Raw genomic sequence first — 26,873 nt, 5'->3', positions numbered from 1 at the left:
GGATAGCTTATTCTTTGTTTTACTCGCTATTTTTCCGCTTATTTCCCCGTAAAGTCACTTCTGATATGCAGTTTGTCATCATTTTGTCTTTGTTCAATATTAGTATCACTTTAATGGTATGAGTTGTTCTCTCATTTTATTGATTAAGGTGACATGAAGAAACTTCCTTTTGAGCTTCCATTTGAGTTAGATACGCTGCAGCAACTTATTGATACTCATCATCTTAAGTTGGATTATCAGATCCTTGCCGACATTCCATTCCGCCAAGAGCATTTCCCCCTTTACAGTGTTGAATTAGGTGGTACAGATACGCCTTGTCCGACAGTACTCTTTGTGGGTGGCGTGCACGGGGTTGAACGTATTGGATCTCAAGTTATTTTGGCATTGTTAAACAGTTTATTGCAGCGGCTTGTTTGGGATAAACACCTACAACAGATGCTAACGGGCCTGCGGTTAGCTTTTGTACCTGTAGTGAATCCTGTTGGGTTATTCATGGGAACGCGGGGCAATGGTAATCAAGTGGATTTGATGCGTAACGCTCCGATAGAATCCCGTGAAAAAGTGTCCTTTATGGTGGGAGGACAGCGTATATCGTCACGGCTGCCCTGGTATCGCGGTATTGGGGGAATGGAGCTGGAAACCGCGGGTTTAGTTGCCTATGTACAACAACTGTTGAGTCGCAGCACAAGTTTGATTTCGCTCGATGCCCACTCGGGATTTGGCTTGAGTGATCATATCTGGTTCCCCTACGCCCATACCCGTACCGCCTTCGAAAATGCCAATTATATTTTTCATCTAAAACAATTATTTGAACAGAGTTATCCCCATCACGGCCATTATCGGTTGGCGCCGCAGAGCCAGTTTTATCGCACTCATGGCGATATTTGGGATTACCTCTATCGCCAGCATCAAGTGGCTGATCATTCTGCTCAGGTGCCATTTTTACCTTTGACATTAGAGATGGGATCTTGGGCATGGATAAAGAAAAATCCTAGACAAATATTTAATTTTGCTGGCTTTTTCAATCCACAAAAAACACATCGTCACCACAGGATTTTACGCAGGCATACAGTACTCATGCAATTTATGATGGAAGCGGCCTATGCCCAATCGTTAGAGCAGTTAACACCTGAACGTTTGGCTGAGCTGACAGAGTGCGCACGGCATTATTGGTATTGGGAGTCTCAGTCATGACAACTTGGGTGTTATTAAGGGGATTAATGCGTGATCAGCGCCATTGGAATGGTTTCGATCAGCGTCTGCGACAAAAGGGATTGCGAGTGCTGACACCGGATCTTCCGGGCAATGGGACGCTATCCCACGAATTAAGTCCGCTTAAGATTGCTGATTATGCCTATGCCGTGTGGCAGCAATTGGATGAGCTGGTACAGGAAGGGGAGACTATTTATCTCCTCGGTTTGTCTATGGGCGGTATGTTGGCGCTGGAAATGGCATGCCAGCGACCTTGGCAGATAAGGCATGTCTTTGTATTAAACAGCAGTGCGGCGAATTTATCGTCTTGGTATCAAAGATTTAACCCGCTGAATGCATTGAAGGCTTTTTTCATGCGGGCTCGGGGTGACGCTTTACATCCAATCGAGTCGACTATAGTGCGTTTAACCAGTTTTCGTCATCGGCGAGACCGAGAGTTAATTGTCAAGTGGAGTGAGTTTCGCCGCGATACTACACCAAGTCGACGCAATGTATGGCGACAACTTTGGGCGGCTTTTCAATACCAATGTCCATTGACAGTGGAAGTGCCGATAACTGTGCTCTGCGGTGACCGTGATGCGCTGGTGAGTATCGCATCGAGTAAGGCGTTAGCACGGCATTTTTACACCGATTTGATTGTACTCGCGTATTGTGGTCACGATGCCGCTATAGATGCACCCGCAAAACTGGCGCATTATCTGTTGGACATTGTGGGGGCGACTAAGCCGCAAGCGCAGTTTTCTGCGGATAGCGAGTCTGCCAATACTCAATATGATTGCAACGTTTTATTGGAGGAAGAAATAGCCTTAAACGAAGCGATATTTGCTGTATGGGATGACAAAGCGCTATCCACTCTTGAAACCAAATAATCGAGAGTGAATAGCGCAGTTAACGCATTGTCTTATTAAGCTTTAGCCACTACGGTTTGGCCTATCGGTGTGAGGCTGAGTAAAGCCAATTTAAGATGCTGTATCCCAAAGGGAATACCGATAATCGTCACAAAACAAGCTAAGGCGTGGACCAAATGCCCTATGGCTAACCAGATCCCAAACAGTAAGAACCAAATGATATTTCCTACCATGCCTAATGCACCTGTGCCCAAGTCTTCACGCCCAGTTAAGTGGCGACGGTTCATTTGTTCTTGGCCGAAGGGCCAAAAGGTCATTTCGCCGATAACAAAACAGGCGCGGCCGAAGGGAATACCAATGATACTGATAAAACACAGGATACCTGCGAGCCACCAAGCGAGTCCCATCACAAATCCGCCGAGTACAAACCAAGCTATGTTGAATATTAAGCGTAATACAGCCATTGAAAACTCCTTATGTTTACCCTGTTAGCCTTTATCGTTAGCTTCGATAAATTGAATATATGTCAATGTCTAAGCGATAACTATGCCAACTATTTAAATTGTTCATAATCAATTGGTTAATTATATGTATTCGAGATTCATGTGTCATTTTCACTAGTTTTTCGCCAAATTGATAATTTCTTAAGGGCGTAACAGGAAGGGCGGAGTTACACTAGCCTTCCCTTAACTGGTTTAAAAACCAGAGAATTTAATCGTTTGAGTAGCTTGATGTTTGCAAATTCCCCTGTCGATACATTTGCCTTTGCTGGCAGAGACATATTCCTAAAACGTGATGATTTACTGCATCCGGCGTTTAGTGGCAATAAAGCTCGCAAATTCGGCTATTTTTTAGATCATGAGTTTGCAGGCATCAGCAAGGTGATAGGTCACGGCTCGCCATTGGCTAACTCACTGTATTCATTGTCAACATTAGCGAAGATGAAAGGCTGGCAATGCGATTTTTATGTAGATCATATTGCCAGTCAAGTGGTTAAACATCCTACGGGCAATTACGCTGCCGCTTTAGCGAATGGCGCTAATATTATCGATTTAAGTGTGTTAATAGCACAAAAGCAGGCGTGCACTCAGTCGCAATCTGAACCTCACGTTTTGTCAAATCTTAATGCTAGGCCTGACCCTACAGCGCAAGTGGGCGATGTGCGACTGAGTTGCCAAGATTATATCGAGGCTCAAGTACTCGTGAATGAGCCGACGGCGCTTTTTATCCCTGAGGGGGGTCGTTGTGCTTACGCCGAATACGGGGTTAATAGATTGGCGCAAGAGATAGTACAGTTTGCGAAGGCGAATGGATTGGTTGATTTAACGGTGTTTTTACCTTCGGGGACGGGAACGACTGCGTTATTTTTAAATCAGTATTTTATCCGTCAGCAAACGGATATTCGCGTCGTGACTTGTGCCGTTGTCGGTGGCGATGATTATTTGCGCTTGCAATTTTCCTTACTTAATTCCAATACCAGTGAGCATCCACAGATTGTTAATGTCGGCAAGAAATATCATTTTGGTAAACTTTATCCGGAATTTTATGCCATGTGGCAGCGGGTCTGCGCCTCAGGCGTGCAGTTTGAATTACTCTACGATCCCTTAGGTTTTATTGTGCTTGAGGAATATTTACAAGGCGGAGGCTCTCGTCCAGTGATGTATATTCACCAAGGTGGCTTACTCGGGAACGAGACCATGTTGCCACGTTATCAGCGTAAATTTGGGCGAAGTGGCTCATCCTGCGCCTCTGATCATTGACTTAGTGACGCTAAGACATAATATGTTTGAAGCTGTGTAATGCTAAGTTAAGCTGATGATTTGGAACGATGGGGAATATCAATGACTGAAGCGGAATATCTCGCCAATTACGATCCTAAGGTTTTTAAGGCTCAGCTACTGACAGTGGATGCCGTATTGTTTACCTATCACGATCAGCAACTTAAAGTACTCTTAGTACAACGCTCAAATCATCCATTTTTAGGTTTATGGGGATTACCTGGAGGGTTTATCGATGAAAATTGCGACCAATCCCTTGAGCAAACTGTATTACGTAAACTGCATGAGAAAACCGCGGTAGTGCCACCTTATATTGAGCAGCTATGCACTGTGGGTAATCGTGGTCGCGATGTAAGAGGCTGGTCTGTGACTGTGTGTTATACCGCCTTGATGAGTTATCAAGCTTGCCAAATTCAGATTGATTCAGTGAGTGATGTTAAGTGGTGGCCATTAGCAGATGTGTTGCAGATGCCCTTGGCGTTTGATCATCTGCAGTTAATTGAGCAAGCGCGGGAACGCTTAACACAAAAAGCCTTATATTCTTTAGTGCCAGGATTTGCACTGTCTGAACCTTTTACCTTGCCAGAATTGCAGCATGTACATGAGGTTTTACTGGGCAAGCCTATCCAAGGTAAATCTTTTCGTCGGCGGGTTGAACAGGCTGATTTATTGATCGATACGGGATTAAAGCGCACCGAACGTGGTCGTCCTGCTAATTTATACCGCTTGAAACCCAATACCGCATCGTATCGCTTCTTAAGAAATTTAGAATGTTGATCACAGTGAATATGGATTTAAGCAAGATATTCGCCTTGCTCAATATGAGTAACGGCGACTGCTTATGCCTTATTCATGGTGACTTTGAATCAGTAAAGGCTGTTTAATTACTGATTTTGCCTTAATGTCTCCGGTTCTTGTATTACTCGATACCCATATTGTAGCTTCTTAGTTGTCTTCCCTACCAATAGTGTCTAAAAGACACTATGTGCCATTTAAGCATAACATTTTAGGTTGCGGCGTCTGAAATAGTCTAAAAATCAACTTTACATAATAATGTCTTTAAGACACTATTGTTCATGTAGACAACAAGGGCGTCGTCAATTTCGGCAATCTTGCCACAGACAGGAGGTTACTATGTCCCAACGTATTCAAACGTCTCAAGATGCTTCTCACGCTCAATGTTCGCAAGCCGATTTTTATCGGTTACCCGCAGCTAGCGATGAGACTCACTACCGTTTATTTCAATTTGGTGCGGGGGAAAACCATGTTCAACTACTGGTTCCTCCAGCGAAACGCGTCACAGTTTTCTTCGGTTATCGTGGCGATCATTCCATCATGCAGCTCTTGTTGTTAACTGATGCATTGCGTCGCAGTGGTGCAGAGCAAATTGATCTGTTACTGCCTTATATGCCGGGCGCTCGCCAAGATAGGGTGTGTAATGCCGGTGAGGCTTTGTCGGTAAAAGTCTATGCTAGCCTAATTAATCAGCAGCAATATGCTTCGGTCACTGTATTTGACCCTCACAGCGATGTCACCGCCGCATTGTTAGACCGAGTTCAGGTTATAGACAATCACAGCTTTGTCGCCGCTATCACTGCCCAATTATCGGGTGAGCTAGTGTTAGTCTCGCCCGATGCGGGGGCGAATAAAAAAGTATTCGGCTTAGCTAAAGCGTTACAGGGAATGCCGGTGATCAGGGCCGATAAACATCGTGATGTGGTCAATGGGCATATTATCGCTACCGAAGTGTTCTGTGATGACTTATCGGGTAAAACCTGCTTAATCGTTGACGACATTTGCGCGGGTGGCAGAACCTTTATTGAACTTGCCATCAAATTAAAGCAAAAGGGGGCCCAAAGCGTTATTTTGATCGTGTCACATTATGAAGATAAGGCCAGCGAGTTGGTACTGCGAGAGTCGGGCATAGACAGATTATTTTGTACCGATAGTTTAGGTGTCCCCACACATATTTCGAGCGAGTTCTGTCATTGCCATGCTGTTTTGAGTTATATGAATCATTAAGGAAAATATTATGTACTTGAATCCTGTTACCGCCATTGATGGCTACAAAGTCGACCACCGTCGTCAATATCCCGATAATACTCAGGTGATTTTTAGTAACCTGACTGCCCGTAAATCCCGTCGTGGTTACACTGACCAAATGGTGTTTTTTGGCTTGCAATATTTTATCAAGCATTTCTTGATTGACAGTTGGAACCGTGATTTCTTTCAACAACCCAAAGATCAGGTCATTCGTCAATTCTCCCGCCGTATCAATAACTATCTCGGGCCGAATAATGTTGGCACTCAGCATATTGAGGAGTTGCATGATTTAGGCTATTTACCAATTAAAATTATGGCATTACCTGAAGGCTCAGTGTATCCATTAAAAGTGCCTTGCTTGATTTTGTACAATACCGATGAGCGGTTCTTTTGGTTGACCAATTATCTCGAAACCATCCTTTCCGCTAATGTGTGGGGTATGTGTACCAGTGCCACTACCGTGCTGCAATACCGCAAAATATTTGAGGCTTATGCGTTAGAAACCGATGGTGACATCGCTTTTGTTGATTGGCAGGGTCACGATTTTAGTTTCCGTGGCATGTATGGTGCAGAGGCCGCTGTAATGAGCGGCGCCGCACATTTACTCAGTTTTACTGGGACTGATACCATACCCGCCATCGATTTTCTTGAGCAATATTACCTTGCCGATAGTGATAAAGAACTTGTCGGTGGCAGTGTGCCCGCAACGGAGCACAGCGTGATGTGCGCGGGTGGCATGGAGAATGAATTAGAGACGTTCCGCCGTTTGATTGAAGATATTTACCCAACGGGCATTGTCAGCATTGTTTCAGATTCTTGGGATTTTTGGCAAGTGATGACAGAATTCACCTTAGCGTTAAAAGACCGCATTCTTGCCCGCGATGGCAAAGTGGTGTTTAGGCCTGATACGGGTTGTCCGGTGAAAATCATTTGTGGCGATCCACAAGCACCAATCGGAAGTCCCGAATATAAAGGCGCTATTGAGTGTCTGTGGGACGTCTTTGGGGGCAGCACAACTGCCAAAGGTTACAAAGCGCTGAATAGCCATGTTGGACTGATTTATGGCGATTCAATCACCATTGAACGGGCTGAAGCCATTTGTGCTGGCTTAAAGGCTAAAGGTTTTGCGTCAACCAATATTGTGTTTGGGATTGGCAGTTTTACCTATCAACACGTGACACGAGATACTGACGGTTATGCCGTGAAAGCGACCTTTGCGAAAGTTGATGGTAAAGACAGAGAAATATTTAAAGATCCTAAAACAGATGATGGCACTAAAAAATCCGCTAAGGGTTTAGTGGCGGTATTTAAAGATGAGCAGGGTCAATTTTATCTTAAAGATCAAGCCAGCTGGCAAGATGTCAACAATTGCGAGTTTGTTCCCGTATTTGCCGATGGTGAACTATTAACGGAATATTCTTTGGCAGATATTCGTGCAAGGTTGGCAGGGTCTAGAAGTTGAGCTTATCGATTTGTGATTTTTAACGGCTATCGACAATAGCGAAGATAAAACTGGCAATGTGATTTCTATTAGGGTCATATTGTCAGTTAAGTTTTGAATTTATTTTACGTCGTGTAAGTAAAGCGCCCCATAAATAGTAAAATGCAAATACAAGCGATTAAGACAGTAACTGGTTCCGTTTAAGAATTTTATAGGTACGACGGCCAATGTTTTCGAGGTTTTTTAAATCTTTTAGGCTAGGCGTCACCTCACTAAATTGCCAATAACTGATTTCGGCATCTAACATTTCCAGCTTTTTCTTCGAACAACCTAAACATTGTCCCTGGCACAGTTGTGCTTCTTCTAAATTGAGTGGAATAGTCTCTTTGATCTGGTTTATCAAGGTTTGCATGGCAATTTGAGTATTGGGTTTTGGCATAGATGATGTGCTGAACAGTATTCATGTATATGAATATTAGCGGATGCTGCAATGGAAAGAGGTGATCTAACGCTGGATTTGACTCATTTGGTTCGGCAGGTATCTGTGTGAGAGAGATACAGCCTGAACCAAATGTGCTCGTCATAATGACGTAAAAAAGGATAGCGTGTTCGTGACATTCGGCTATCAGTCTACTTAAGTGCTCGGTACTGCGAAGATAATGGAAACCGATTAAATACACTTGAGTAAACGGGTACTGCGGTATTAATTTTTAACTTATCGTTTTACTTACTTTTTGACTTATTTGTTCGCGGACAATAACCATTTCATAAAGCTGATGGCTTCTGTACGTTTAGAAAAAGTCTGTCTGTTTTTACCTTGACGATCGGTAAAAGCAATTGAGGTTTTATTTACTGAGATTGAATCTACAGGGAAGTTCACTGTAATTTCATGTCCATTAATTTTGTATGACATATGCCACACTCCTTTTTGTTAATTCACCCATAGGTGAGATAGTTGTAACTATAAAATATCCTTAGCAATTGTGCGAAAGATTCGTTCTATTGAGTATCGAGGTTACCCCATCTTTGATTCATTAATCAAGAGATGCTTAATCGATAAATATTTCATGTTGTCGATTACGTCAATGGAATAACTCGATTCAACCAGTTGACCATAGCTTAATGACAATACTATGACAACAAGGAGAACGGTAAGTTCACAGACATAACCACATTATTTTAGTGATATCGAATGATTGAGCTTATGGGGTTTTGCTTGTAGTAGGCTTTCTTTATGAGGACCGAACTCTGATTGCTAAATATCAGGCAGGGTTAAAAAGGTAAACAACAAGGTGTATCTCAAAACGACGTGCAGTATATCAATAAAAATGGCTTATGCAAGTTTAATTTTTATTCGATGTCATTATTTATTTGCTAATGTTGAATTAAAGTATATTTTTCGTGGCTATTCACTTGATTTAAATAGGTATAGTTAGGTTTGTTTATGGGTTGGTTTTTATTTTTGTGGTAATTGACTAAGGTTAATATTGCCATTTTATAGGTAAATGTTATAAAAAATCCCACTAAAATAGGTCATTTTAATGGGATTAATCGTAGTCAGTTATGTAATGGAATTAGTAAACTGAATTTATAAATGAATCTATGCGTTTGCTCTTGTTTAAAAAGCTCAGTCAAAAGGTTTAATAAATCAGTTCACCTATGGGATTGAGTAGCTTACTCAGACCTTTGGTAAAATGCAGCGGTGCATCTAATACTGTGTAGCATAAGCAACCGTTAATGGTTTTCGGTGAGTGATGATGTTGGCTGTCGAGCACGATAAAATCACCTGGCACATAGTCACCATTTAGATCGGAAAACTCTCCGGCTAGTAATAGTGTTAGCTCATAACCTTTATGGGTATGTTGGGGGATTTCACCTTGGGCATCTATATGCAATAGGCTAGCGCGGGTGTTCGTTTCGTCGACATCAAAACGCATGCGACTGACTTTGCCTAATATTTGCCATGGACGGGCCAAATGCTGACGAAACACCGATGGCACAGTGTAATGCTGTTGCTTTATGTCGACATCGATAGGGGCGTTATTAGGCACATTTGTCGCTGCCGGTTGAGCCATGATTTGCGCCATCATAGCGTCAATGTCCAATGCCGATTCTTGATTGTCGCCTGAGTGTTGCACCTCAACATACTCTCTGTGCATCAACTCTTCGCCCGTATCATTTGCAGCATGACCGCCATCAGGATTTAATGCTAAATTTGCAGCTTGTTCTGTGAATAGAGCAAGCTGCTCACGACAAGCCTCACATAGGGCGCAGTGTGCGGATATTGCTATCGCCATTGATAAAGGTAAGTTCCCATTGGCATGGCTGACGAGTAATTCTTGTTGGGGATGATGCTTAATCATGGTGTGTCTCCAAGAAGCTTTTCAACTTTTCTAGCCCTAATCTTAAACGGGACTTTATGGTCCCTATCGGTACCTTTAGGGCATCGGCTAGCTCTTGTTGAGTGAGTTCTTGCATGTAAATGCCTTGCACAACTTGTCTTTGTGCTATGGGAAGGGCATCAAGATGTTGGAGTAATTTAGCCGTCAACTTGTGATCAGTGAGTGTGTCTTGAGCCATGGTCGCATCACACAGCGGCCAAATATCATCACCGAAAGTATCTTCTCTATTGTGTTGTACCCGTCTAAGCATATCGAAACATTGATTACGCATGATGGTAAACACCCAAGTTGTCACTGACCCTTTTTCTGCATTATATAGATGAGCCTTAGTCCAAACGCTGGTCATGGTTTCTTGTACTAAATCCATCGCCAATCCTTGTTGATTCAGTCTTTGTAAACCAAAGGCTCGGATCTTGGGCATGAAATGCTGAAATAAGTGACCAAAGGCGGCTCTGTCTCGGTTGTCTGCTACTTGTAGCATAAACGTGATTAAAGCATCCGCTTGAGGCTCGCAGGTTTGGGAAGCTGGAATTTCGTTATCCATAGCCGAATTAGTCAGAGACGTGATTGGGACATGATACCGAGTTTGCCTGCTTTGTGATTGAATATTTTCCATTATTTTCGCTCTTATCCCAGTCGTGAGTGCTGAGTGTGATATCAGTAACGACAAAATTGAGAAGTGTGTTGTACTTCTGAGCCCAGTTTTGCTGTCAAACTTTCAATCAATACGAAGTGGCTTAAATAAAGGATCATTCACAGTATTATTTAATGACGGCCCGCAATAGATCTCGGGTCATAATATGATCTAAGGCATTAATGCAGGTGTACTTTTCGGATGCTTGTACGGGTAATATTTCTAGCCAGCGCTGGCAGACCCAAGCGATATCATCGAACTGTTCTGTTTGGTAGTGCTTGAGATGTTGCGGATATTCCTTAAGAATGTTTTGTAACATTTGACTCAAGTAACGTTCATCGGTCGCAATACGTACAGCAGGCCAATTGTCGATTAAACTGACGTCTCCGCGCTTTAAACCATCAGCTTCGACACTGATTTTATCAAGTTTAAAGCGTTTTGAACCTTGAATACTGATCCCTAATAGTCCGTCTGGTAAGGTTTCAAAATCAATAATATGCACTAAGGTGCCTATGGGCTGAATGGTTTTACCATCCTCTTCAAGCATACATAAGCCAAAGCCTTGGCCTGACTTTAATGATTCGGCGACCAAGCGCTTATATCTAGGTTCAAATACCCGCAGTTGCGTGTAACCTTCGGGCAATAAACAAATAGGTAATGGAAAAAGAGGTAATTTCATCGTGGCCTCTGGTGAACTTATGTTCTTATCATTACGTACCATAATGGCAGTTCGATCAGTAAAATTATTCAACAGTAGTTTACCCATAGTGAGAGGATGGCATGAAATTAAATCCATTTGAGAAAAAGATCGTTCAGCATCCATTACGTTTTTGGCTACAAAATCATCTCGAAGCGCCTTTACTAACGTCTATGATGCCAAAACCTATGGCTTTGTGCGAACGCGCATTAGAAATAGGTTGTGGGTTTGGTAACGGCATTCAGTTGATCCGCGAACATTTTGGCGCGGGACATATCACGGCCGTGGATATCGATCCTGAAATGGTTGCCTCCGCACAATCCCGTTGGCAATCTCGGCCGCAAGGGTTAAAAGGGTTGAGTTTCTCGGTTGCTGATGCAACATGTTTACCCTTTGGCGATGGCGAGTTTGATATGGTGTTTGATTTTGCCGTATTCCACCATATTCCAGAGTGGCAAGCGGCCATTAAGGAAGTTGCAAGGGTGCTGAAACCGAACGGATACTTTGTGATAGAGGATTTATATCGTGCCGCAATTTGTAATCCATTGAGCCGGCGCTTATTTGAGCATCCACAGCAGAATCGCTTTAATCATAGTGAGTTGTTAACGGTATTGCGCCAGCTGGGATTTGAGATTGTCCGCGATAGAAATGCCTTTAATCTTGCGGGTATGGTGCTCGCCCAGAAAATATTGCGTTAGGCGTTAGAGTTGATGATTAACCTAAATTGAATCGTTAGGATTAAATGATCGCGTTAACACTAAGACCAAATATTAGCAATGCCGCGTATTATCTGAAGATATCAGCTTAGGGATATAGATATCTGCGATGCGCTAAACGAAGTTTATGGCCGAACTTTGCGAGAGTGGTTGTAATTTTTAGATAAAATAGACTCTCGGCATGGTTCTTCATGGGAGTTTACCGCTATAATTTGAGCTAATCCGTCGCATGTGGGGAAAGGATTTTCCTCAAGAGTAGAGAAGCAGCATTATGGCAAACGTACTTGCAACCGTAGATCAGCGTACCAAACTCGTTGGTGAGAACCGACTTGAGTTGTTGCTCTTTAGCATTAATTCCACGCAGTTATTTGCCATTAACGTCTTTAAAGTCAAAGAAGTCGTCAAGCTTCCTCCCTTGAATGCGATGCCGGGTAGTCATCCGCATATTTCTGGTGTTGCTAATATTCGTGGGATTTCTATCCCCGTGATTGATTTACGTTCGGCCATAGGGTTTAAGCCCGTGCCGCCTAACGAAGATGCCAATATGATCATCACAGAATATAACCGCAGTGTGCAGGGTTTCTTAGTCGGTAAGGTTGAACACATTATCAACATGACTTGGAGCGATATTATGCCGCCGCCGAAAACGGCTGGGCGTAATAATTATCTAACGGCAATTACTCGCATAGAGCATCAAGGTCAGTCGCAGTTAGTGTCTATTATCGACGTAGAAAAAGTCTTGGCGGAGATCATTCACTACGATATCCGTTTATCTGAAGGTGTACTCGACGAAACCTTAGTCCATGAAATGCCAGGTAGAAAAATCCTGATAGTGGATGATTCATCGACCGCCAGACGTCAAGTGCGTGAAACGTTAGGCCAACTGGGTATCGAAATTATTGAGGCATCTGATGGCCTACAAGCGCTGACGTTATTGCAGAAATGGCGTGATGAAGGTAAACAAGTTGCCAAAGAATTATTGATGATGATTACCGATGCCGAAATGCCCGAAATGGACGGTTACAAGCTCACTTCTGAAGTGCGTAGCGATAAAGCTATGTCGGATTTATTCATCACCTTAAATACTTCGTTGAGTGGCAGTTTTAACCATGCCATGGTTGAAAAAGTGGGCTGTGATAAGTTTATTTCTAAGTTCCAACCGGATTTGCTGGTGGAAGTGGTGCAAGAAAGATTAAGACAAGTGATCAATCACTGATCGCATTTTGAGATTCGAACTATCGGTGATTGACCTTGAGTCGATCATCGGTAGGTTTAGTGTTTTTAAGGAACGCTTTAATAACAGTTTTTAATACGGTCTTTGAATCACATTCTTTTAACTGCTACCTTTTCAACTGCTTTTCTGCAAACATCTGCCAACCCACTACCTATAACTCGCTCGATTATAACGCTAATTCGGCTGCTACATCGTCTAATACTTGGCGCTTCATTTCTTTGGCGGCGGCGATATGGATACGGGCGAGCCTTAAGGCATAGTTGAATCTTGCTCGACCGACGAGGCGCACAAGTTCGGCAAAAAACTGTGGATCTAAAGTGAATTGCGTCGAATAGTATTGGATAGCGGCATTGACTGAATTAAAAGTCACGCCATCGAATTCAAAACCTGCGCTATAACCTTGGTCGTCAATTTCTTCGCCCTCTAATACCAGTGGCCAACCGGGTGCATTGATACGGTCGCGGGCAATTTGGTACATCATCCAAGCACTTTTTTTAAAACCTTCAAACACTTTGCAGGAGAATTCGGACTCAGCAAGCTCTTCTTCGGTCCAATTAATCCCAATGGCGAGGTGTTTCGCATAAATACGCATCAGTGCATCTTTGACGGCCATACGACAATCCCAAATGGAGCTAAGAGTATGTTGTTTGGCTAATCGCAAACATTCGCTGCAGGCGGGCACAGCTAATGAAGAATGTGGTGTATGTGTGTGTGCAATATATTCGAAGTGTTGATGGCTCGGTTCGCCACAAAACCAGCAGGTATGGCGTTTGTCGAAGGGAATATCGATAAGCGGAATAGCAGACATCAAGGAATGAGCACCTCAGTCCTTGATATCATCAATGGCATACTGAAGCGATTAAACTTCTTCAACATCAACCAAATCTTTTGCTAAAACAATTGGATCAAGTTCAAGACAATCTTCATCGGTTTGCCAATCAACACCGATCAATACACCATCGTCGTTTAGATCTGAGACCCAATATTCTAGAAATTCTTCTAATGAAATAGAAACGGGTTGATAGTCGTGCCATTCGTCGCTGCAATGGGATTTTGCAGTAGCTTCATTTGACCATAATGGCATCACATCTGTGTCTTCAAATTCTGAAGAATCACAAACGACCCAGCCTTCGCCAGTTTCATCCATTAGACCCCAAAGCGTCTGATGTTGTTTTACATTTTTGATAAAGCCAGCCAAAGCCGCATTGATTTCAGTCATGATAGGTCTCTTTGATGTGTGCTGTTAACTTATCCATTATACGGTAACGTGCTGCGATACCAAGGGATTCTTTGTTAAGAATTTTTTTGTGTTGGATAACTGAGCAATAAGCCTATGCCGCAAGGTATTTATGGCGATAAGGATTGTGTTACGTGTCACTATGGGTCAGGATTATCGATAATGAGTCGCCTTGGTACAGGCTGTTTTACTGACTAAATGTGGCTTAGATAGGGGCTTTACGTAGCGGAGAAACGTGTCTTCTATGCTTTTGGCCGTTAAAGGTGTTTTGGATTCTAACCTTTAACTCGTTATGCCAAGGCGAATATCTCTCTAGGGCAATTCCCTCTTGAAGACGGAATATTGTCGTGTTTAGCCACAGCAGTGTGATTACTGTGTCATTGTTGTGAGATCAAATATTGGAGTTGTTGATTTGATTAAAATTAAAGGGTTAACTTATCTGTTTGCGAGTATTGCCGCCTGTGTCAGTCTGAGTGCCTGTTCAAGTGCGCCAACGGCGAGTGCTAATGCAACCAGCTCTAAAGCAAGTGGCATAGCTGCTGAAGTCAATCAAATGCCCGATATCAGTGTTAGTGTACAATCTAATGCTGAGGCGTTTCCAATGTGCTTGACTGGACTGCAAGCGCGGGCACGTGCAGAAGGCCTGTCAGAGGCGACGATAAACTCTACCATTGCGAACTTGAAATTTGTCCCTCGAGTGATTGAGCTGGACCAACAGCAACCCGAATTCAGCCAGACATTTGATAATTATTTCAGTAAGCGCGCGACCGAATGGCGGGTCAATGAAGGCCGCCGCTTATTGCAAAAGCACAGTGTTCTACTCAATCAATTAGCGCAAAAATACGGCGTTCCGCCGCAATATATCTTGTCTTTTTGGGGGCTGGAAACGAACTACGGTTCCTATAAAGGCAAAATGTCGGTATTGAATTCGCTGGCGACTTTGGCCTGTGAGCCACGCCGTAGCAATTATTTCACCATAGAGCTGATGCAAGCCTTAAAACTGAAAGAAAAGTATCAGTTCGATGATGACACTATGGTGGGATCATGGGCAGGTGCTATGGGACATACGCAATTTATGCCTTCTGCGTATGCCAAATATGCGGTCGATGGCGATGGCGATGGTAAGGCCGATTTATGGAATAGCACTACAGATGCGCTCACTTCTGCCGCGAATTTTTTGCAGCACTTAGGTTGGCAGCGTAATCAGCGTTGGGGGCGTGAAGTCTTGTTGCCAAAGGATTTTAGTTACAGTCATTTAGGTGCGAAACAGCCCTTGTCGTTATCTGAATGGGCTGCGCTCAATGTAACGCAGTCGAATGGGCAACCTTTGCCTGCCGTCGATATTCAAGCTGCGCTGTATTTGCCTGCGGGACACACAGGCCCAGCCTTTTTAGGTTATGAGAATTTTAATGTGATCATGCGTTGGAATCGCTCCGAATTTTATGCCATTACGGTAGGGCACTTGGCCGATCGTATTAATGGTGGACAACCCTTGACAGTCAGTCCGCCTGAGCAACCACGCCTAAGCCGCGAGCAAGTAAAGCAACTGCAAACAAAACTGAACGAGGCTGGATTTGATGTTGGTAAGCCTGATGGCGTGTTGGGACGTAACTCTATGGCAGGGTTGCAAGCCTTTCAACGTAGCAAACAGATGATTGCCGATGGCTTCCCAAGCCCAGAGGTGTTTACCGCTTTAGGACTATCACTGTAGTTACTGTCACTGTAGCCAAAGAGCGCTCGCTACGGGTTTTGAGTGCTTTGAGGCCGGATAAAAAAGTGGAGTGAAAAGCGCAGTTTTGTTAAGCTCGGCCCACAATTGAAATCGAAGAAAATCAAAGGATATTCGATGAGCATTAAAGACGATATGGTTGTGCAGTTTAACTACACACTGCGCGACGAGAAAGGTGAAGTGATCGAGACGAACGAAGGTCGCGATCCTATTGCCTATTTACACGGTCATGACAACATGATGCCTGGTGTAGAAAACGCGATAAACGGTAAAGCCATAGGTGAAAAGTTCACTGTAACCTTGCCTGCCGCTGAAACCTACGGTGAGCGTGTAGCTGATGCTGACGCACACCAACGTGTGTCAGTTAAGCATTTACTGGGTGCGACTGTGTGGAAACCAGGCATGACAGCTGTGGTTAATACCGACCAAGGTCAGCGCCAAGTGACTATCGTTAAAATGGGTAAGTTTATGGCGACTGTGGATGTAAACCATCCATTAGCCGGCCGCGAACTGACATTTGATATTGAAGTCGTAGGTGCCCGTGATGCGAGTGATGAAGAAATCGCCCACGGTCATGCCCATGGTGCAGGTGGTCATCACCACTAATCTTTAGGCTTCGGGCTCGGCTTCGAACTTGGCTTTTATCTGACTCAATGTGAGTGGAGTATAAGTTCAGTATGAGTTGAATGAATCGAGGCTAAAGATTAAATAGCAAAAGCCCAAACCTAGGTTTGGGCTTTTTGTTTTTATGGTGCTAATGGCTTAATGATTGTCGCAACCGCTAATGGCTCTTTATCTCGCTAATGGCTATGTTCATGCTCGAGTGGTTTGTCGGCAAACATCATATCTAGGCTTGCTTGGGTTTGGGGATGATAACCAGATCGAGCGTTGAGATAGATACTCTTGGCCCAGTCGTATTTATCTGAGCTTGCTAGCTTTTGATATAAAGGTACGATTAAGCGCATGCGGCCAATATGGGTTAAATGTTGTTTTAATGCGGGTAGTACTGCGTAATAGCCATTGTCTAGGGCCAGTGAATACCATGCGAAAGCGATTTCACTGTTGCCAGTGCCCGTAAAATGAAACGCCTTATCTAGCTCAGCAAGTTTGGCTTGGTCAAGATTGACTCTTGGCATTTCATTGATGAATCTTAACCACTGGTGGACTGTCCAAGTGCTGGTTTTCAACTCGCTTGCACTGAGTTTACCCTTGAGCCAAGTTTGTCTTTGAGCATCAATATCATCGAAGGCATGGGAATTGGGCGGCACAAGAAATGACGGTAAACCTTGACCTTCAATCCAAGTATCCACTTCGCCTTCACTGACAAGATGGGGATATTTGTTTAATAGATTCAAAGATAAATATTCACGGAATTGCGCCGTAGTAATACTCTGAAATGCAAAATGATTGAAGTAGCTTTTCACAAAAGTGTCGAAGCGTTCACGGCCAAATTTTTGCTCTAAAAATATTAAGAACAACTGGCCTTTTACATAAGGGACACCGCTGAAGGCTTCGTCGGGCGAACGTTTACCGAGATCGAGATGTAGCACTGAATCGGCAGGAGTAAGTTCTGCAAGCTCGGCAAGCAATTCAGAGTAGCCGATGGTTTGCTCCATCAGCGCTCGGTCACGACCATAGAGATCTTCCATGATGCGATTCTCAACATAGGTCGTAAAACCTTCATTAAGCCAGAGATCGCGCCAAGTGGCATTCGTCACTAAATTACCCGACCACGAGTGCGCAAGTTCGTGGGCGATGAGGCTCACTAAGCTTTTATCACCCGCGATCACCGTGGGTGTAATAAAAGACAAACGCGGGTTTTCCATGCCGCCAAAGGGGAAACTTGGTGGCAAGATAAGTAAGTCATAACGTCCCCAAGGGTAATCGCCATAACGTTTAGCCGCGATTTTGATCATTTCTGGCGTGTCGGCAAATTCTTTGCTCGCTTTGTCGAGGATCTCTGGCTCAGCCCAAATGCCCGAGATGTTATCTAAGGGAGCAAACTTTAAATGTCCTGCCGCAATAGCAATCAAATAAGCTGGAATAGCCTGCGGCATAGTGAATTGGGTTTGAGTGCTCGACAGGGTTTTACGATCGGCACTCATGACCACAGTTATGGCTTTATCGGCCGTAATCGTTGCGCTATAGGTTTGGCGAACGGCTGGCGTATCTTGCAGTGGGATCCAACTGCGGGCGTGAATAGCCTGACTTTGACTGAACATAAAAGGCAACTGTTTACCTTGGGTTTGCTCAGGAGTTAACCATTGAATACCAGACGGATTATTCGATGTGTGATAATTGATTTTGACCTTTTGACTATTTTCATCAGCAAGTTTGATGGTTAGCGCGGCGCCTTTTACAGCGTCCACTTTGGCTAACGTGAATGGCACGCTTTGCCATTCCCCAGCTGTATTTAAAGCTCTTACGCTGTTAATCGTCAGACCTCGGGTATCTAAGATGAGTTCTGTCCCCGCCTTATGCCAAGCTAAATCGAGGGTGGCTTCACCGGATAAGCGGTTTTGCTTAAAATCGACGGTAAGAGTTAGTTCCAAATGACTCACGCTGACTTCAGTGTAATTGGCGTAGGTCAGTGCATCTTGGTTCTGCTGCGTATCAGCTTGTACAACAGTTGCAGTAGGCTCAGTGGTTAAGGTATTTGGAGTGCTATTGGCATAAGCGCAGGGAAGTAGTTGCAGGGCAAAGACTAGGGTGCTGCAAAGGACTGTTCGGCGAAGTGAAAGCATTATTTATAGTAGCCTAATGATGAAGTATGTTAGTTCGAGTTTGGGGAGATAAGACCATCAATTCAGCTTGGTTTTCTGTTAACCCACTCTATTAGCGCAAAAGTTTACCTGATAATTCACTGGATTTGTTATCTCACTGTTAGCTCAAATGTAATCAAACTTTAATGGCTTGGATGCTGGTCAGGAAATGCCATCGGTAAAAGAGCACAAGTTTGCTATGATGACGGCGTTTTCACATAGGGCGGTTATCAAAATGGTGTTAGATTTTTCGCAGGGTAAGTTAATCGTTACTGAGTTCGAGGTTCAAGTGCGCCTCAACGTTGCCAGTATCGTACTGCAAGCGAGTGCTGAGGATATCGGCTTGAGACGTCAGCCTCCTATGCTGATCGCCGATGGTGGCGGTGTACGTTGGAGCTTAGTATTGGACTCAAATACTCAGTTACGTGCGATTCAAGATGTGCTGGGCATGGATGCTGAATAACCTGTGCCCGAGTGGTGATGAGTGTTTAACGTATAGATTTATCATCATTTTTTAGTTGATGAGTGTTTAATATCGAATTGGGAATTTTTAGTATGTCAGTTTCTCTTGAGCGTATTGTTGTCGAACCTAAGACTCCTGCTACGGCTGTGGTTATTTGGTTACATGGATTAGGGGATTCGGGGGCAGGATTTGCTCCCGTAGTGCCTGCATTAGGCTTACCTGTAGATCATGCTATTCGATTTATTTTTCCCCATGCACCAGAGCAAGCCGTGACCATTAATGGTGGCTACGTTATGCGCGCTTGGTACGATATTAAAAGCATGGATTTGCATGACAGAGCCGATATGCAAGGCGTGCTTGAGTCGGAGAAAATGGTTGCCGCATTAATTAATGAACAAATCGCGGCGGGTATTGCGAGCCAACGTATCGTATTAGCGGGATTCAGTCAGGGTGGAGTAATGAGTTTATTCTCTGGACTGCGTTTCCCTGAGCCACTTGCAGGGATTATGGCGTTGTCTTGCTATTTGCCGACGGGCGATGTGTTACCCGCTGAATTAAGTGCGGCGAATCGCAATACACCCATATTACAGCAACACGGTCTACAGGATGATGTTGTACCATTATCCGCTGGAATGTTAGCAAAAGAAGCCTTAACGGCGGGCGGCTATCATGTTACGTGGCAGACTTATCCAATGCCTCATTCTGTCATTCCTGAACAATTGAAAGCGATTTCTAATTGGTTATTACAGCGATTTGAAATGTAGATAAGTCTAATTGCTTATAAAAACAGCATGCGGTAAGTTGAAATTTACTCATGCTTGTTTTTTTAAAGGAACAATCGCGATGTTTTTTCATATTTCCTAAGTTATTTATAACAAACGATTAAAATCCATTTATTCCATTTTTATTTTGTATTCTCTAAATATATAAAAATCAGTCATTCAGCTTATTTTTTATATGAAACAAATCCTTCTTAAAATGCCCGCCAAATTTCATATAAATGTCAAGTTTTTAATAAAAATGACACAATTTATCTTTATTATTTGCTATTATCCGTGACGCTGAACTTGATGGAGTTCACGGCAATCTTTCTATGATAAAATAATTAAAATCAAGGGGTTGATGTAATGAGACATATGCTTATTAAAGGATTAGTTGCAACTGCTGTTCTCGCTGCACTTGCGGGTTGTAATAATAGTGATGACGATAAAGTTCCAACAACGTGTGCTGAAGCGGGAAGTGCTTGTAAAACCTTTACCGTTTTACATACCAATGACAACCATGGCCGTTTCTGGGAAAACAGTGATGGTGAATATGGTTTAGCCGCTCAGAAAACTCTGGTTGATCAAATTCGTGCAGAAGTGAGTAAGAATGGCAGTCAAACCTTATTATTATCTGGTGGTGATATTAATACGGGTGTACCAGAATCTGATCTTCAAGATGCCATACCAGACTTTACGGGCATGAATAAAATCGGTTATGACGCCATGGCTGTTGGTAACCATGAGTTTGACAATCCGTTATCAGTACTTGATATGCAGCGTCGCCTTGCTGAATTCCCTATGTTAGCGGCGAACATTTACCGTAAAAATGCCGAAGGCAAACCTGGCGAACGTTATTTTGATGCCTATAAAGTATTTGACATTAATGGTCTTAAAGTTGCTGTTATTGGTTTAACGACAGAAGACACTGCTAAGATTGGTAATCCAGAATACATTAGCGATCTAACATTCACCGATCCCAAGGTGGAAGTTGCTAAAGTGATTAAAGAAATTAAAGATGCCAAAGCAGCAGATATCATTTTCGCTACCACGCACATGGGTCATTACGCAGATGGTAAAAATGGTAGTAATGCCCCTGGCGATGTGGCTATGGCTCGCGCATTGAAAGAAGGGGATTTACAAGTTGTTATCGGTGGTCATTCACAGAATCCAGTGTGTATGGAACCGGGAACTGACAACAAAGCTTATGCAGCCTTTAAGCCTGGTGATGCATGTGCACCTGATAAACAAAATGGCACTTGGATCATGCAAGCCCATGAATGGGGTAAATATGTTGGCCGTGCAGATTTTGAATACTTTAACGGTGAACTCCATCTAGCGAGCTACAAGCTTGTCCCTGTGAATATGCGCAAACTGGATGATGCTGGTAAGAAAACTGCTGACTTAGCTGGCACTAAAATTGAACCGGATTCAGAGTTAAAAGAGCTGCTTTCTTACTATCAAGAGAAAGGTCAAGCTAAGTTAGACGAAGTCATTGCGACAACGGATGCCCTGTTAGATGGTGAGCGTGCAAACGTGCGTAATAAGCAAACTAACTTAGGCCGTATGTTAGCGATGGCACAAAGTGCTAAAGTGACTGCTGATTTTGGTGTAATGAACTCAGGCGGTGTACGTGCATCTATCCAACCAGGCAACATTAGTTACCGTGACGTGCTGACTGTTCAGCCATTTGGTAATATGGTTACCCTTAACGAAATGACGGGTACTGAAGTTGCGGCTTATTTAGGCGCAGTCGGCAGTCTTCAAGTTGGTTCTGGTGGTTATGCACAAATCACTGGTGTTAAAATGACCATTGACTGTGTGGCTAAAACAGCCAACATCAGCGACATCGGTGGCAAGGATTTTAGCCCAACAGCCACTTATAAGTTCACTGTACCTAGCTTTAATGCTGCGGGTGGTGACGGTTATCCTAAACTAACCAGCCCAATTCAAACGGGTTTTGTTGATGCTGATTTACTCTATTCTTTCTTGAAAGAGAAACAAGTGATTAAAGCTGCTGACTACAATCCTGTAGGCGATATTGTTTATGAGAACTCAAAAAGTGTTGAAGGTTGCCAACTTTAAGTAATCAATCATTACTCAGTGTTTCAATATTAATGCCACTCAAATGAGTGGCATTTTTTATGGTTAATTAATATTGAACTAAGTGTAAATTAATATTCAGCGTTTTATTTTAGATACACTTTGATTCATTTGTGGTGTGAGTTTCTCGGTATTCTTTTAGTTAACAATTAAGATTTATTGTATCAAATTAAATATTTAATATATTCAACAGGTCTGTATTGCTTAACCCCATGATGTATATCCGGATATCTTATATTCAAGTTGATTTATTTTGTGTCAATTTGTTTTAATTTGAGATTAATTGTTTTTAATGGTTGACTTAGATGTTGCGCATTAACATTATCCCTACAGCGAAATAGAGTTCGCTTGCCAAATATAAAAATAACAAACATAGGGTTTTATTTACCTCAAGGAGAGATTAATGCGCTATTTAAGTTTAACGGCCAAAGCCGTTCGTACTAGTTTAATTACAGTGGCGACAAGCAGTGTGGTTTTTTCTGGAATAGGCTTTTCTGCGGCGGTAAATGCAGCAGAAGAAAATGCGAAAGTTGAACGCATTGAAGTGACGGGTTCTCGTATTAAACAAGTTGATATGGAAACTGTTTCACCCGTGACTGTCATTAATGCTGCGGATATTGCCATGACGGGTGAAAAAACCGTTGCTGACGTATTGAATAACTCCGCGATAAACAGCTTTGGTTCTTGGCGTGGTATTTCTGGCTATGGATCAGGAGCAAGCTCAACCAGTGATGTCAATTTACGCGGTTTAGGATCGTCTGCGACATTAGTGTTATTAGATGGACGCCGTATGCCTGGCACGAGTTCAAGCTCTGGCTCTGTGGCCGATACATCTTCTATCCCTATGGCTATCGTGGAGCGTATTGAAATCCTGCGTGATGGCGCCTCGGCAGTATATGGTTCCGATGCGGTTGCGGGTGTGATAAACATTATCACTAAGAAAGAGTTTGAAGGGTTTCAGCTTGATTACAGTACTGAGCAACCAAGCGTAGAAGGAGGCGATGCCAACCGTTTATCACTTGCAACGGGCTTTAATACTGATAAAGGCAATATCACGCTAACCTATGAATATTATGATACTAAAGCTGTAATGGATCGTGATATTTGGCGAATGGACGATTCAAGTTATAACGCATATAGTGGATATAGCTCAGTACCAAACGGTAAATATGGACCTGGCAACGGTAGCTGGTATAGTAATTCAGATATATGTGAAAAAACGGAAAATACCATAGACTCAGGTGATGGTCGTTGTTTATATAATCATGGTAATGTCACTAAGTTATTTGGCGATCAAACTCGTAATTCGCTGTTATCTAATTTCTCCTATGAGATTTCTGAGAATATAAAATTCCGAGGTCGTGCTTCTGCTTCATTAGCAGAAACTGAAACCCGTTATGCGGGTACGCCAGTATCAACGAATACCCCTGTGATGAGTGCCGATAATAAGTTTAATCCAGTTGGCGAAGAATTAGTGATTTCTATGCGAGGCGCGCAACTTGGCGAGCGAGATACATTAACTGAAACCAACAACTTTGATATTCTAGGTGGCTTTGTTGGTACAATAGATTCAGGGAATGGTATCGACTGGGAATTAAATGCCCAGCACGCAACATCGACGACAAATAGTTTTAATTATAATTTACTGAACGACGATATTATTCAGCAAGAAATTGATTCAGAGCAATATGATATTTTCAATACCTCTGGCATGAGTTATGAGCAGTGGGATCAACAGATGACAGATCTGTATCGTAAAGCTGCGCATACTGGGGTTTATCAGGGCAAATTTGAAAGTACTCAATTGGATGGTCTTGCTTCGACCTTACTGCTCGATGACGGTGATCTTTCGGTCGCTATGGTCGGCGGTCTTGAATATGAAATGATCAAGTTTAAGCAAACCAGTGATCCAGAATCGGCCGCGGGTATTATCTCCGGCGGTTCGGGTGGTGATGATGTGGATGCCACGCGTGACCGTAGTGCCGCTTATTTGGAACTCCAAGTTGGCTTACCTGCCAATGTTGAGTTTTCTGCCGCAGTACGTTATGAGCGCTATGAGCAGGAAGGAACTCTCACAGGGCCTCAGGGGGAAGTTGTTAATTCATCGACCTTCGATGCCGTGGTGCCTAAGTTTGGTTTAAGCTGGCGTCCTATAGACACGTTATTACTGCGTGCTAGCTATGGTGACTCATTCCGTGCGCCGAATATGAGCGAAATGTTCTCGTCTCAATCCTTGAGTTTTGAGAAGGGTGTTGATTCTTTATGGTGTAATGAACCTGGTAACGTGGATGCCATATATTGCGCGACTAATAATCAACATAAAACCTGGTATGGAGGGAATCCTGATCTAGAGGCTGAAGAGGGTAACTCGTTAACCTTTGGCGGCGTTTGGAATGTCACTGACGCATGGAACTTGGAGTTATCTTATTACTCAATCACCTATGACAACAAAATTGAGTCAATTGATGTGGATGATATCCTGCGTGATGAAATCAAGAATGGTTCTTCTCCCTATGTGACGCGCGGTCCTGATGGCAAGATTGAATATATTGAAGCCGGAGTTCGTAACTTAGCTACAGTTGAGACCTCAGGTATCGATTTTGTTACGGCTTATAACTTAGAAACAGGCTTTGGGGATTTCAATTTCAAACTGGATTTAACTCATGTGCTTGATTTTAAAAAGCAGGATAACGCTGAAGCAGACATGATCGACTACGCAGGGTCGACTGACTCGCCCGATTGGCGCGGTAACTTTGCGACCAGTTGGAAATACGATGATTTCTCTGCCGCATGGACAGTTGTTTATATTGGTAATCAATCAGCAAGTTATTTCAACGAGTTAGAAGAAACCGACCGTTATGTTGATTACGATAATTACTTTAAACATAACATTCAGTTTGGTTATACCCATGCTTATAACGGCTCTATCACAGTAGGGGTGAATAATGTGTTTGATGCTGAAACACCAAACTATTACACCTATGCCGATTATCGCGATGTGAATGTGGGTTTATATGATGTGTTAGGTAGAACGTATTACCTGAGAATAAACCAGAAGTTTTAGGTTGTCCGCCCTCCCTGGATAACTCAAACCTCCGCTTGCGGAGGTTTTTTTGCTTATAAGGCAGTTTACTGGATGTCGAATGAGCGCTATCAATGCGTGAGGCGCAGTTCGTGGCGGTGTTCATGCTGATAATGCTCGGCGCAGGAGGTGCAGCGTTGTTCGGTGGGATCTTGGCTTAAGCGTTCGGTTTCAATTTCTGCCTCACAATCCGAGCAAAGACCGTAGAGACCTAAGTCGAGCTGGCAAAAGGCGGCATCAAGTTTATTTAATCGGCAAAATAGTGGGTGTTCAGCCAGTGGTGTCTGAGCCAATTTATCAATTAATTCTGCCAGACTCAGGCTAGCGTAATGCTCCCCTATGGCTTCGAGGAACAGAGGGAGCGCGCCTATTTCTTTCCTTAGATTAGCTTCAAGCTCTGACAATTCATGTCTGATATGGGTGGTGCTCACGTAAAATCGCCTATTTCATTTGACTCTAGGCGTCCAGTCTAATAGTTCCACTATCAACGACTATGATAAAGATCAAGTATCTGCCACATTTTCGGTTTTTTAGCCGTTAAAAATCGAAAAAGTACTTCATTCTTATCGCATTATATGTGCTACGGCAAAAGCCCTTTTATCATAAATATCGTCGCGATTATTCGTCGCATAAGTTCCGTTGCGCCGTTTCTAATACGCGGACAATTTCTTCCGTTGTTTTAAAGACTCTCAGTTCCCTAAACAAGGTATCGGCTTCGGGATATTGACGGCTGAGATAGGTGAACCACTGTTTGATCCGGGCTGGATAATAGTCACTCTTACGGCCATTGAGTTCCCTTTGGGTATAACTGAGCATGAGCCCTAAGGTTTGCGCCCAAGTATAAGGAGTAGCTCCTGTCTTGATAGTATCTGCCAAGTTCGGCAATGAAATTGCCCCGCGGCCGATCATGATACTGTCGCAGCCCGTGACCTCGATACAACGCTTAGCATCGTCACTGTTCCAAATTTCACCGTTGGCGATCACTGGGATCGGCAAACGTTTGCGCACTTCGGTGATGTATTCCCAGTAGGCTGGCGGTCTGTAACCGTCGACTTTGCTGCGCGCATGGATGGCAAGTTCAGTTGCACCGGCTTCATACACAGCAATGGCGTTTTCCATAAACAGTGACTTATCTTCATAGCCCAAACGTATTTTGGCCGTTACGGCATGCTCTTTTGGTACTGCTTGACGCATGGCTTTGACAATATCGTGCACACTCTCAGGATATTGCAATAATACGGCGCCACCTTTACTGCGGTTAACAATTTTTGCTGGACAGCCAAAGTTTGCATCAACACCGTGTGAGCCTAGCTCAATGGCACGCAGGGCATTTTCGCCCATACATTGGGGTTCTTGACCAAGCAATTGTACTCGTACTGGCGTACCTGAAGGGGTGTTGCCGTTGTTGAGCAGTTCAGGACACAGTTTGAGAAAGACCTTTTCAGGCAGCAGTTGGTCTACCACTCGCACAAATTCGGTGACGAGCAAATCGTAGGGATTGATGGTCGATAGGATGTCACGCATCAAAGCGTCTACTACACCTTCCATTGGAGCCAAAATCACACGCACTGCAGTAAACCCATATCTGTTGCAAAGGGCGAGCATTCTACCTTATCAGCCCTAAGTTACAAAGTGGCCTAGTGAAGGAGGATGAATAGGTACGCCAATAAATAAAATCCAAGCTAAACTGATTGTCCTAGCAGGATATTTTGACCATTTCTGTGACTTAGT

General features: G+C 43.4%; 25 protein-coding genes. 14 read left to right on the top strand and 11 right to left on the bottom strand.

The genetic code is table 11. The features are described 5' to 3' along the window. Positions 1-153: 153 nt before the first annotated feature. Positions 154-1,194, top strand: a complete 1,041-nt coding sequence (locus KO531_RS15995) for a M14 family zinc carboxypeptidase (RefSeq protein ID WP_219251659.1) — start codon at positions 154-156, stop codon at positions 1,192-1,194. Continuing rightward, positions 1,191-2,081: an alpha/beta hydrolase gene (locus tag KO531_RS15990; protein ID WP_219251658.1), complete on the top strand. Its 891-nt coding sequence runs from the start codon at positions 1,191-1,193 to the stop codon at positions 2,079-2,081. The genes KO531_RS15995 and KO531_RS15990 overlap by 4 nt, the downstream gene beginning before the upstream one ends. 35 nt (positions 2,082-2,116) lie before the next feature. Here the strand turns inward: KO531_RS15990 and KO531_RS15985 are convergent, their stop codons facing one another. Further along, entirely contained in the window at positions 2,117-2,524 is a 408-nt protein-coding gene (locus KO531_RS15985; protein WP_028759602.1) for a YccF domain-containing protein, read from the bottom strand. Positions 2,525-2,791: 267 nt separating this feature from the next. Between KO531_RS15985 and KO531_RS15980 the strand changes: the two genes are divergently transcribed. The 4 genes from KO531_RS15980 to KO531_RS15965 all read left to right on the top strand — a co-directional run bounded on the left by KO531_RS15980 (position 2,792) and on the right by KO531_RS15965 (position 7,343). Further along, positions 2,792-3,820 (top strand): pyridoxal-phosphate dependent enzyme, encoded by a 1,029-nt coding sequence (locus KO531_RS15980; protein WP_219251657.1) that lies wholly within the window; start codon positions 2,792-2,794, stop codon positions 3,818-3,820. An 81-nt stretch (positions 3,821-3,901) separates the two neighbouring features. Beyond that, positions 3,902-4,615, top strand: a complete 714-nt coding sequence (locus KO531_RS15975; protein WP_131525016.1) for an NUDIX domain-containing protein — start codon at positions 3,902-3,904, stop codon at positions 4,613-4,615. 357 nt (positions 4,616-4,972) lie between these two features. Continuing rightward, complete coding sequence (gene prs / locus KO531_RS15970) at positions 4,973-5,860, top strand: ribose-phosphate diphosphokinase (protein WP_219251656.1); 888 nt, start codon at positions 4,973-4,975, stop codon at positions 5,858-5,860. 10 nt (positions 5,861-5,870) lie between these two features. Beyond that, positions 5,871-7,343 carry a nicotinate phosphoribosyltransferase gene (locus tag KO531_RS15965; protein ID WP_219251655.1) on the top strand — a complete coding sequence of 491 codons (1,473 nt, stop codon included), beginning with the start codon at positions 5,871-5,873 and terminating at the stop codon, positions 7,341-7,343. Positions 7,344-7,500: 157 nt separating this feature from the next. Here KO531_RS15965 and KO531_RS15960 read toward each other — a convergent pair whose 3' ends face one another. The 5 genes from KO531_RS15960 to KO531_RS15940 all read right to left on the bottom strand — a co-directional run bounded on the left by KO531_RS15960 (position 7,501) and on the right by KO531_RS15940 (position 11,037). Then, entirely contained in the window at positions 7,501-7,761 is a 261-nt protein-coding gene (locus KO531_RS15960) for a hypothetical protein (protein WP_219251654.1), read from the bottom strand. Between the two features lie 300 nt (positions 7,762-8,061). Then, a complete protein-coding gene (locus KO531_RS15955; protein WP_006082106.1) occupies positions 8,062-8,235 on the bottom strand; it encodes a hypothetical protein in 174 nt (57 codons plus the stop codon). Between the two features lie 727 nt (positions 8,236-8,962). Then, entirely contained in the window at positions 8,963-9,685 is a 723-nt protein-coding gene (locus KO531_RS15950) for a ChrR family anti-sigma-E factor (protein ID WP_219251653.1), read from the bottom strand. Beyond that, positions 9,678-10,340 (bottom strand): sigma-70 family RNA polymerase sigma factor, encoded by a 663-nt coding sequence (locus tag KO531_RS15945; protein WP_219251652.1) that lies wholly within the window; start codon positions 10,338-10,340, stop codon positions 9,678-9,680. The genes KO531_RS15950 and KO531_RS15945 overlap by 8 nt, the downstream gene beginning before the upstream one ends. Before the next feature lie 145 nt (positions 10,341-10,485). Continuing rightward, a complete protein-coding gene (locus tag KO531_RS15940; protein ID WP_028759610.1) occupies positions 10,486-11,037 on the bottom strand; it encodes an LON peptidase substrate-binding domain-containing protein in 552 nt (183 codons plus the stop codon). Between the two features lie 101 nt (positions 11,038-11,138). On the opposite strand from KO531_RS15940, the gene KO531_RS15935 reads away from it, so the two are divergent. Beyond that, a complete protein-coding gene (locus KO531_RS15935; protein WP_131525012.1) occupies positions 11,139-11,753 on the top strand; it encodes a class I SAM-dependent methyltransferase in 615 nt (204 codons plus the stop codon). 289 nt (positions 11,754-12,042) lie between these two features. Beyond that, the gene (locus KO531_RS15930) at positions 12,043-12,987 is read left to right on the top strand and encodes a chemotaxis protein CheV (RefSeq protein WP_105252200.1); all 945 of its coding nucleotides are present in this window, start codon (positions 12,043-12,045) and stop codon (positions 12,985-12,987) included. 184 nt (positions 12,988-13,171) lie between these two features. On the opposite strand, the gene KO531_RS15925 is transcribed toward KO531_RS15930, so the two are convergent. Together KO531_RS15925 and KO531_RS15920 are read right to left on the bottom strand one after the other, a co-directional pair. After that, a complete protein-coding gene (locus tag KO531_RS15925) occupies positions 13,172-13,813 on the bottom strand; it encodes a hypothetical protein (RefSeq protein ID WP_131525011.1) in 642 nt (213 codons plus the stop codon). Between the two features lie 51 nt (positions 13,814-13,864). Next, positions 13,865-14,224, bottom strand: a complete 360-nt coding sequence (locus KO531_RS15920) for a DUF2750 domain-containing protein (RefSeq protein ID WP_028759614.1) — start codon at positions 14,222-14,224, stop codon at positions 13,865-13,867. A gap of 430 nt (positions 14,225-14,654) precedes the next feature. On the opposite strand from KO531_RS15920, the gene KO531_RS15915 reads away from it, so the two are divergent. Together KO531_RS15915 and KO531_RS15910 are read left to right on the top strand one after the other, a co-directional pair. Continuing rightward, positions 14,655-15,953: a lytic murein transglycosylase gene (locus tag KO531_RS15915; RefSeq protein ID WP_168827435.1), complete on the top strand. Its 1,299-nt coding sequence runs from the start codon at positions 14,655-14,657 to the stop codon at positions 15,951-15,953. A gap of 135 nt (positions 15,954-16,088) precedes the next feature. Next, entirely contained in the window at positions 16,089-16,577 is a 489-nt protein-coding gene (locus KO531_RS15910; RefSeq protein ID WP_105252202.1) for a peptidylprolyl isomerase, read from the top strand. A gap of 194 nt (positions 16,578-16,771) precedes the next feature. Here the strand turns inward: KO531_RS15910 and KO531_RS15905 are convergent, their stop codons facing one another. Next, on the bottom strand, positions 16,772-18,715 hold the full coding sequence (locus tag KO531_RS15905) for a M1 family metallopeptidase (protein ID WP_219251651.1): 1,944 nt from the start codon (positions 18,713-18,715) through the stop codon (positions 16,772-16,774). 253 nt (positions 18,716-18,968) lie between these two features. On the opposite strand from KO531_RS15905, the gene KO531_RS15900 reads away from it, so the two are divergent. From KO531_RS15900 to KO531_RS15885, 4 genes are all read left to right on the top strand, one after another. After that, entirely contained in the window at positions 18,969-19,196 is a 228-nt protein-coding gene (locus KO531_RS15900) for a DUF3389 family protein (protein ID WP_106651841.1), read from the top strand. Positions 19,197-19,288: 92 nt separating this feature from the next. After that, the gene (locus KO531_RS15895) at positions 19,289-19,960 is read left to right on the top strand and encodes a carboxylesterase (protein WP_131525009.1); all 672 of its coding nucleotides are present in this window, start codon (positions 19,289-19,291) and stop codon (positions 19,958-19,960) included. Between the two features lie 363 nt (positions 19,961-20,323). Beyond that, entirely contained in the window at positions 20,324-22,042 is a 1,719-nt protein-coding gene (gene ushA / locus KO531_RS15890) for a bifunctional UDP-sugar hydrolase/5'-nucleotidase UshA (protein WP_131525008.1), read from the top strand. Positions 22,043-22,463: 421 nt separating this feature from the next. After that, positions 22,464-25,124, top strand: a complete 2,661-nt coding sequence (locus KO531_RS15885; protein WP_131525007.1) for a TonB-dependent receptor — start codon at positions 22,464-22,466, stop codon at positions 25,122-25,124. 89 nt (positions 25,125-25,213) lie between these two features. Here KO531_RS15885 and KO531_RS15880 read toward each other — a convergent pair whose 3' ends face one another. Next, positions 25,214-25,573 carry a TraR/DksA C4-type zinc finger protein gene (locus KO531_RS15880; protein ID WP_105252207.1) on the bottom strand — a complete coding sequence of 120 codons (360 nt, stop codon included), beginning with the start codon at positions 25,571-25,573 and terminating at the stop codon, positions 25,214-25,216. 187 nt (positions 25,574-25,760) lie between these two features. Beyond that, positions 25,761-26,711 carry a tRNA-dihydrouridine synthase gene (locus tag KO531_RS15875; protein ID WP_219251650.1) on the bottom strand — a complete coding sequence of 317 codons (951 nt, stop codon included), beginning with the start codon at positions 26,709-26,711 and terminating at the stop codon, positions 25,761-25,763. Positions 26,712-26,873: the final 162 nt, after the last annotated feature.

The sequence above is a fragment of the Shewanella sp. NKUCC06_TVS genome (assembly GCF_019345515.1).
Classification (GTDB): Bacteria; Pseudomonadota; Gammaproteobacteria; order Enterobacterales; family Shewanellaceae; genus Shewanella; species Shewanella oncorhynchi.
This window is presented reverse-complemented; position numbering and strand designations above follow the sequence as displayed.

What these genes read in the sequence shown, in the direction of transcription:
- KO531_RS15910 (WP_105252202.1), top strand. Translation starts at nt 16,089, where the DNA reads ATGAGCATTAAAGACGATATGGTTGTGCAGTTTAACTACACACTGCGC.
- KO531_RS15940 (WP_028759610.1), bottom strand. Translation starts at nt 11,037, where the DNA reads ATGAAATTACCTCTTTTTCCATTACCTATTTGTTTATTGCCCGAAGGT.
- KO531_RS15925 (WP_131525011.1), bottom strand. Translation starts at nt 13,813, where the DNA reads ATGTCTGCTATTCCGCTTATCGATATTCCCTTCGACAAACGCCATACC.
- ushA (WP_131525008.1), top strand. Translation starts at nt 20,324, where the DNA reads ATGAGACATATGCTTATTAAAGGATTAGTTGCAACTGCTGTTCTCGCT.
- prs (WP_219251656.1), top strand. Translation starts at nt 4,973, where the DNA reads ATGTCCCAACGTATTCAAACGTCTCAAGATGCTTCTCACGCTCAATGT.
- KO531_RS15990 (WP_219251658.1), top strand. Translation starts at nt 1,191, where the DNA reads ATGACAACTTGGGTGTTATTAAGGGGATTAATGCGTGATCAGCGCCAT.
- KO531_RS15905 (WP_219251651.1), bottom strand. Translation starts at nt 18,715, where the DNA reads ATGCTTTCACTTCGCCGAACAGTCCTTTGCAGCACCCTAGTCTTTGCC.
- KO531_RS15945 (WP_219251652.1), bottom strand. Translation starts at nt 10,340, where the DNA reads ATGGAAAATATTCAATCACAAAGCAGGCAAACTCGGTATCATGTCCCA.
- KO531_RS15995 (WP_219251659.1), top strand. Translation starts at nt 154, where the DNA reads ATGAAGAAACTTCCTTTTGAGCTTCCATTTGAGTTAGATACGCTGCAG.
- KO531_RS15965 (WP_219251655.1), top strand. Translation starts at nt 5,871, where the DNA reads ATGTACTTGAATCCTGTTACCGCCATTGATGGCTACAAAGTCGACCAC.
- KO531_RS15975 (WP_131525016.1), top strand. Translation starts at nt 3,902, where the DNA reads ATGACTGAAGCGGAATATCTCGCCAATTACGATCCTAAGGTTTTTAAG.
- KO531_RS15960 (WP_219251654.1), bottom strand. Translation starts at nt 7,761, where the DNA reads ATGCCAAAACCCAATACTCAAATTGCCATGCAAACCTTGATAAACCAG.
- KO531_RS15980 (WP_219251657.1), top strand. Translation starts at nt 2,792, where the DNA reads ATGTTTGCAAATTCCCCTGTCGATACATTTGCCTTTGCTGGCAGAGAC.
- KO531_RS15985 (WP_028759602.1), bottom strand. Translation starts at nt 2,524, where the DNA reads ATGGCTGTATTACGCTTAATATTCAACATAGCTTGGTTTGTACTCGGC.
- KO531_RS15955 (WP_006082106.1), bottom strand. Translation starts at nt 8,235, where the DNA reads ATGTCATACAAAATTAATGGACATGAAATTACAGTGAACTTCCCTGTA.
- KO531_RS15950 (WP_219251653.1), bottom strand. Translation starts at nt 9,685, where the DNA reads ATGATTAAGCATCATCCCCAACAAGAATTACTCGTCAGCCATGCCAAT.
- KO531_RS15900 (WP_106651841.1), top strand. Translation starts at nt 18,969, where the DNA reads ATGGTGTTAGATTTTTCGCAGGGTAAGTTAATCGTTACTGAGTTCGAG.
- KO531_RS15920 (WP_028759614.1), bottom strand. Translation starts at nt 14,224, where the DNA reads ATGACTGAAATCAATGCGGCTTTGGCTGGCTTTATCAAAAATGTAAAA.
- KO531_RS15935 (WP_131525012.1), top strand. Translation starts at nt 11,139, where the DNA reads ATGAAATTAAATCCATTTGAGAAAAAGATCGTTCAGCATCCATTACGT.
- KO531_RS15930 (WP_105252200.1), top strand. Translation starts at nt 12,043, where the DNA reads ATGGCAAACGTACTTGCAACCGTAGATCAGCGTACCAAACTCGTTGGT.
- KO531_RS15895 (WP_131525009.1), top strand. Translation starts at nt 19,289, where the DNA reads ATGTCAGTTTCTCTTGAGCGTATTGTTGTCGAACCTAAGACTCCTGCT.
- KO531_RS15885 (WP_131525007.1), top strand. Translation starts at nt 22,464, where the DNA reads ATGCGCTATTTAAGTTTAACGGCCAAAGCCGTTCGTACTAGTTTAATT.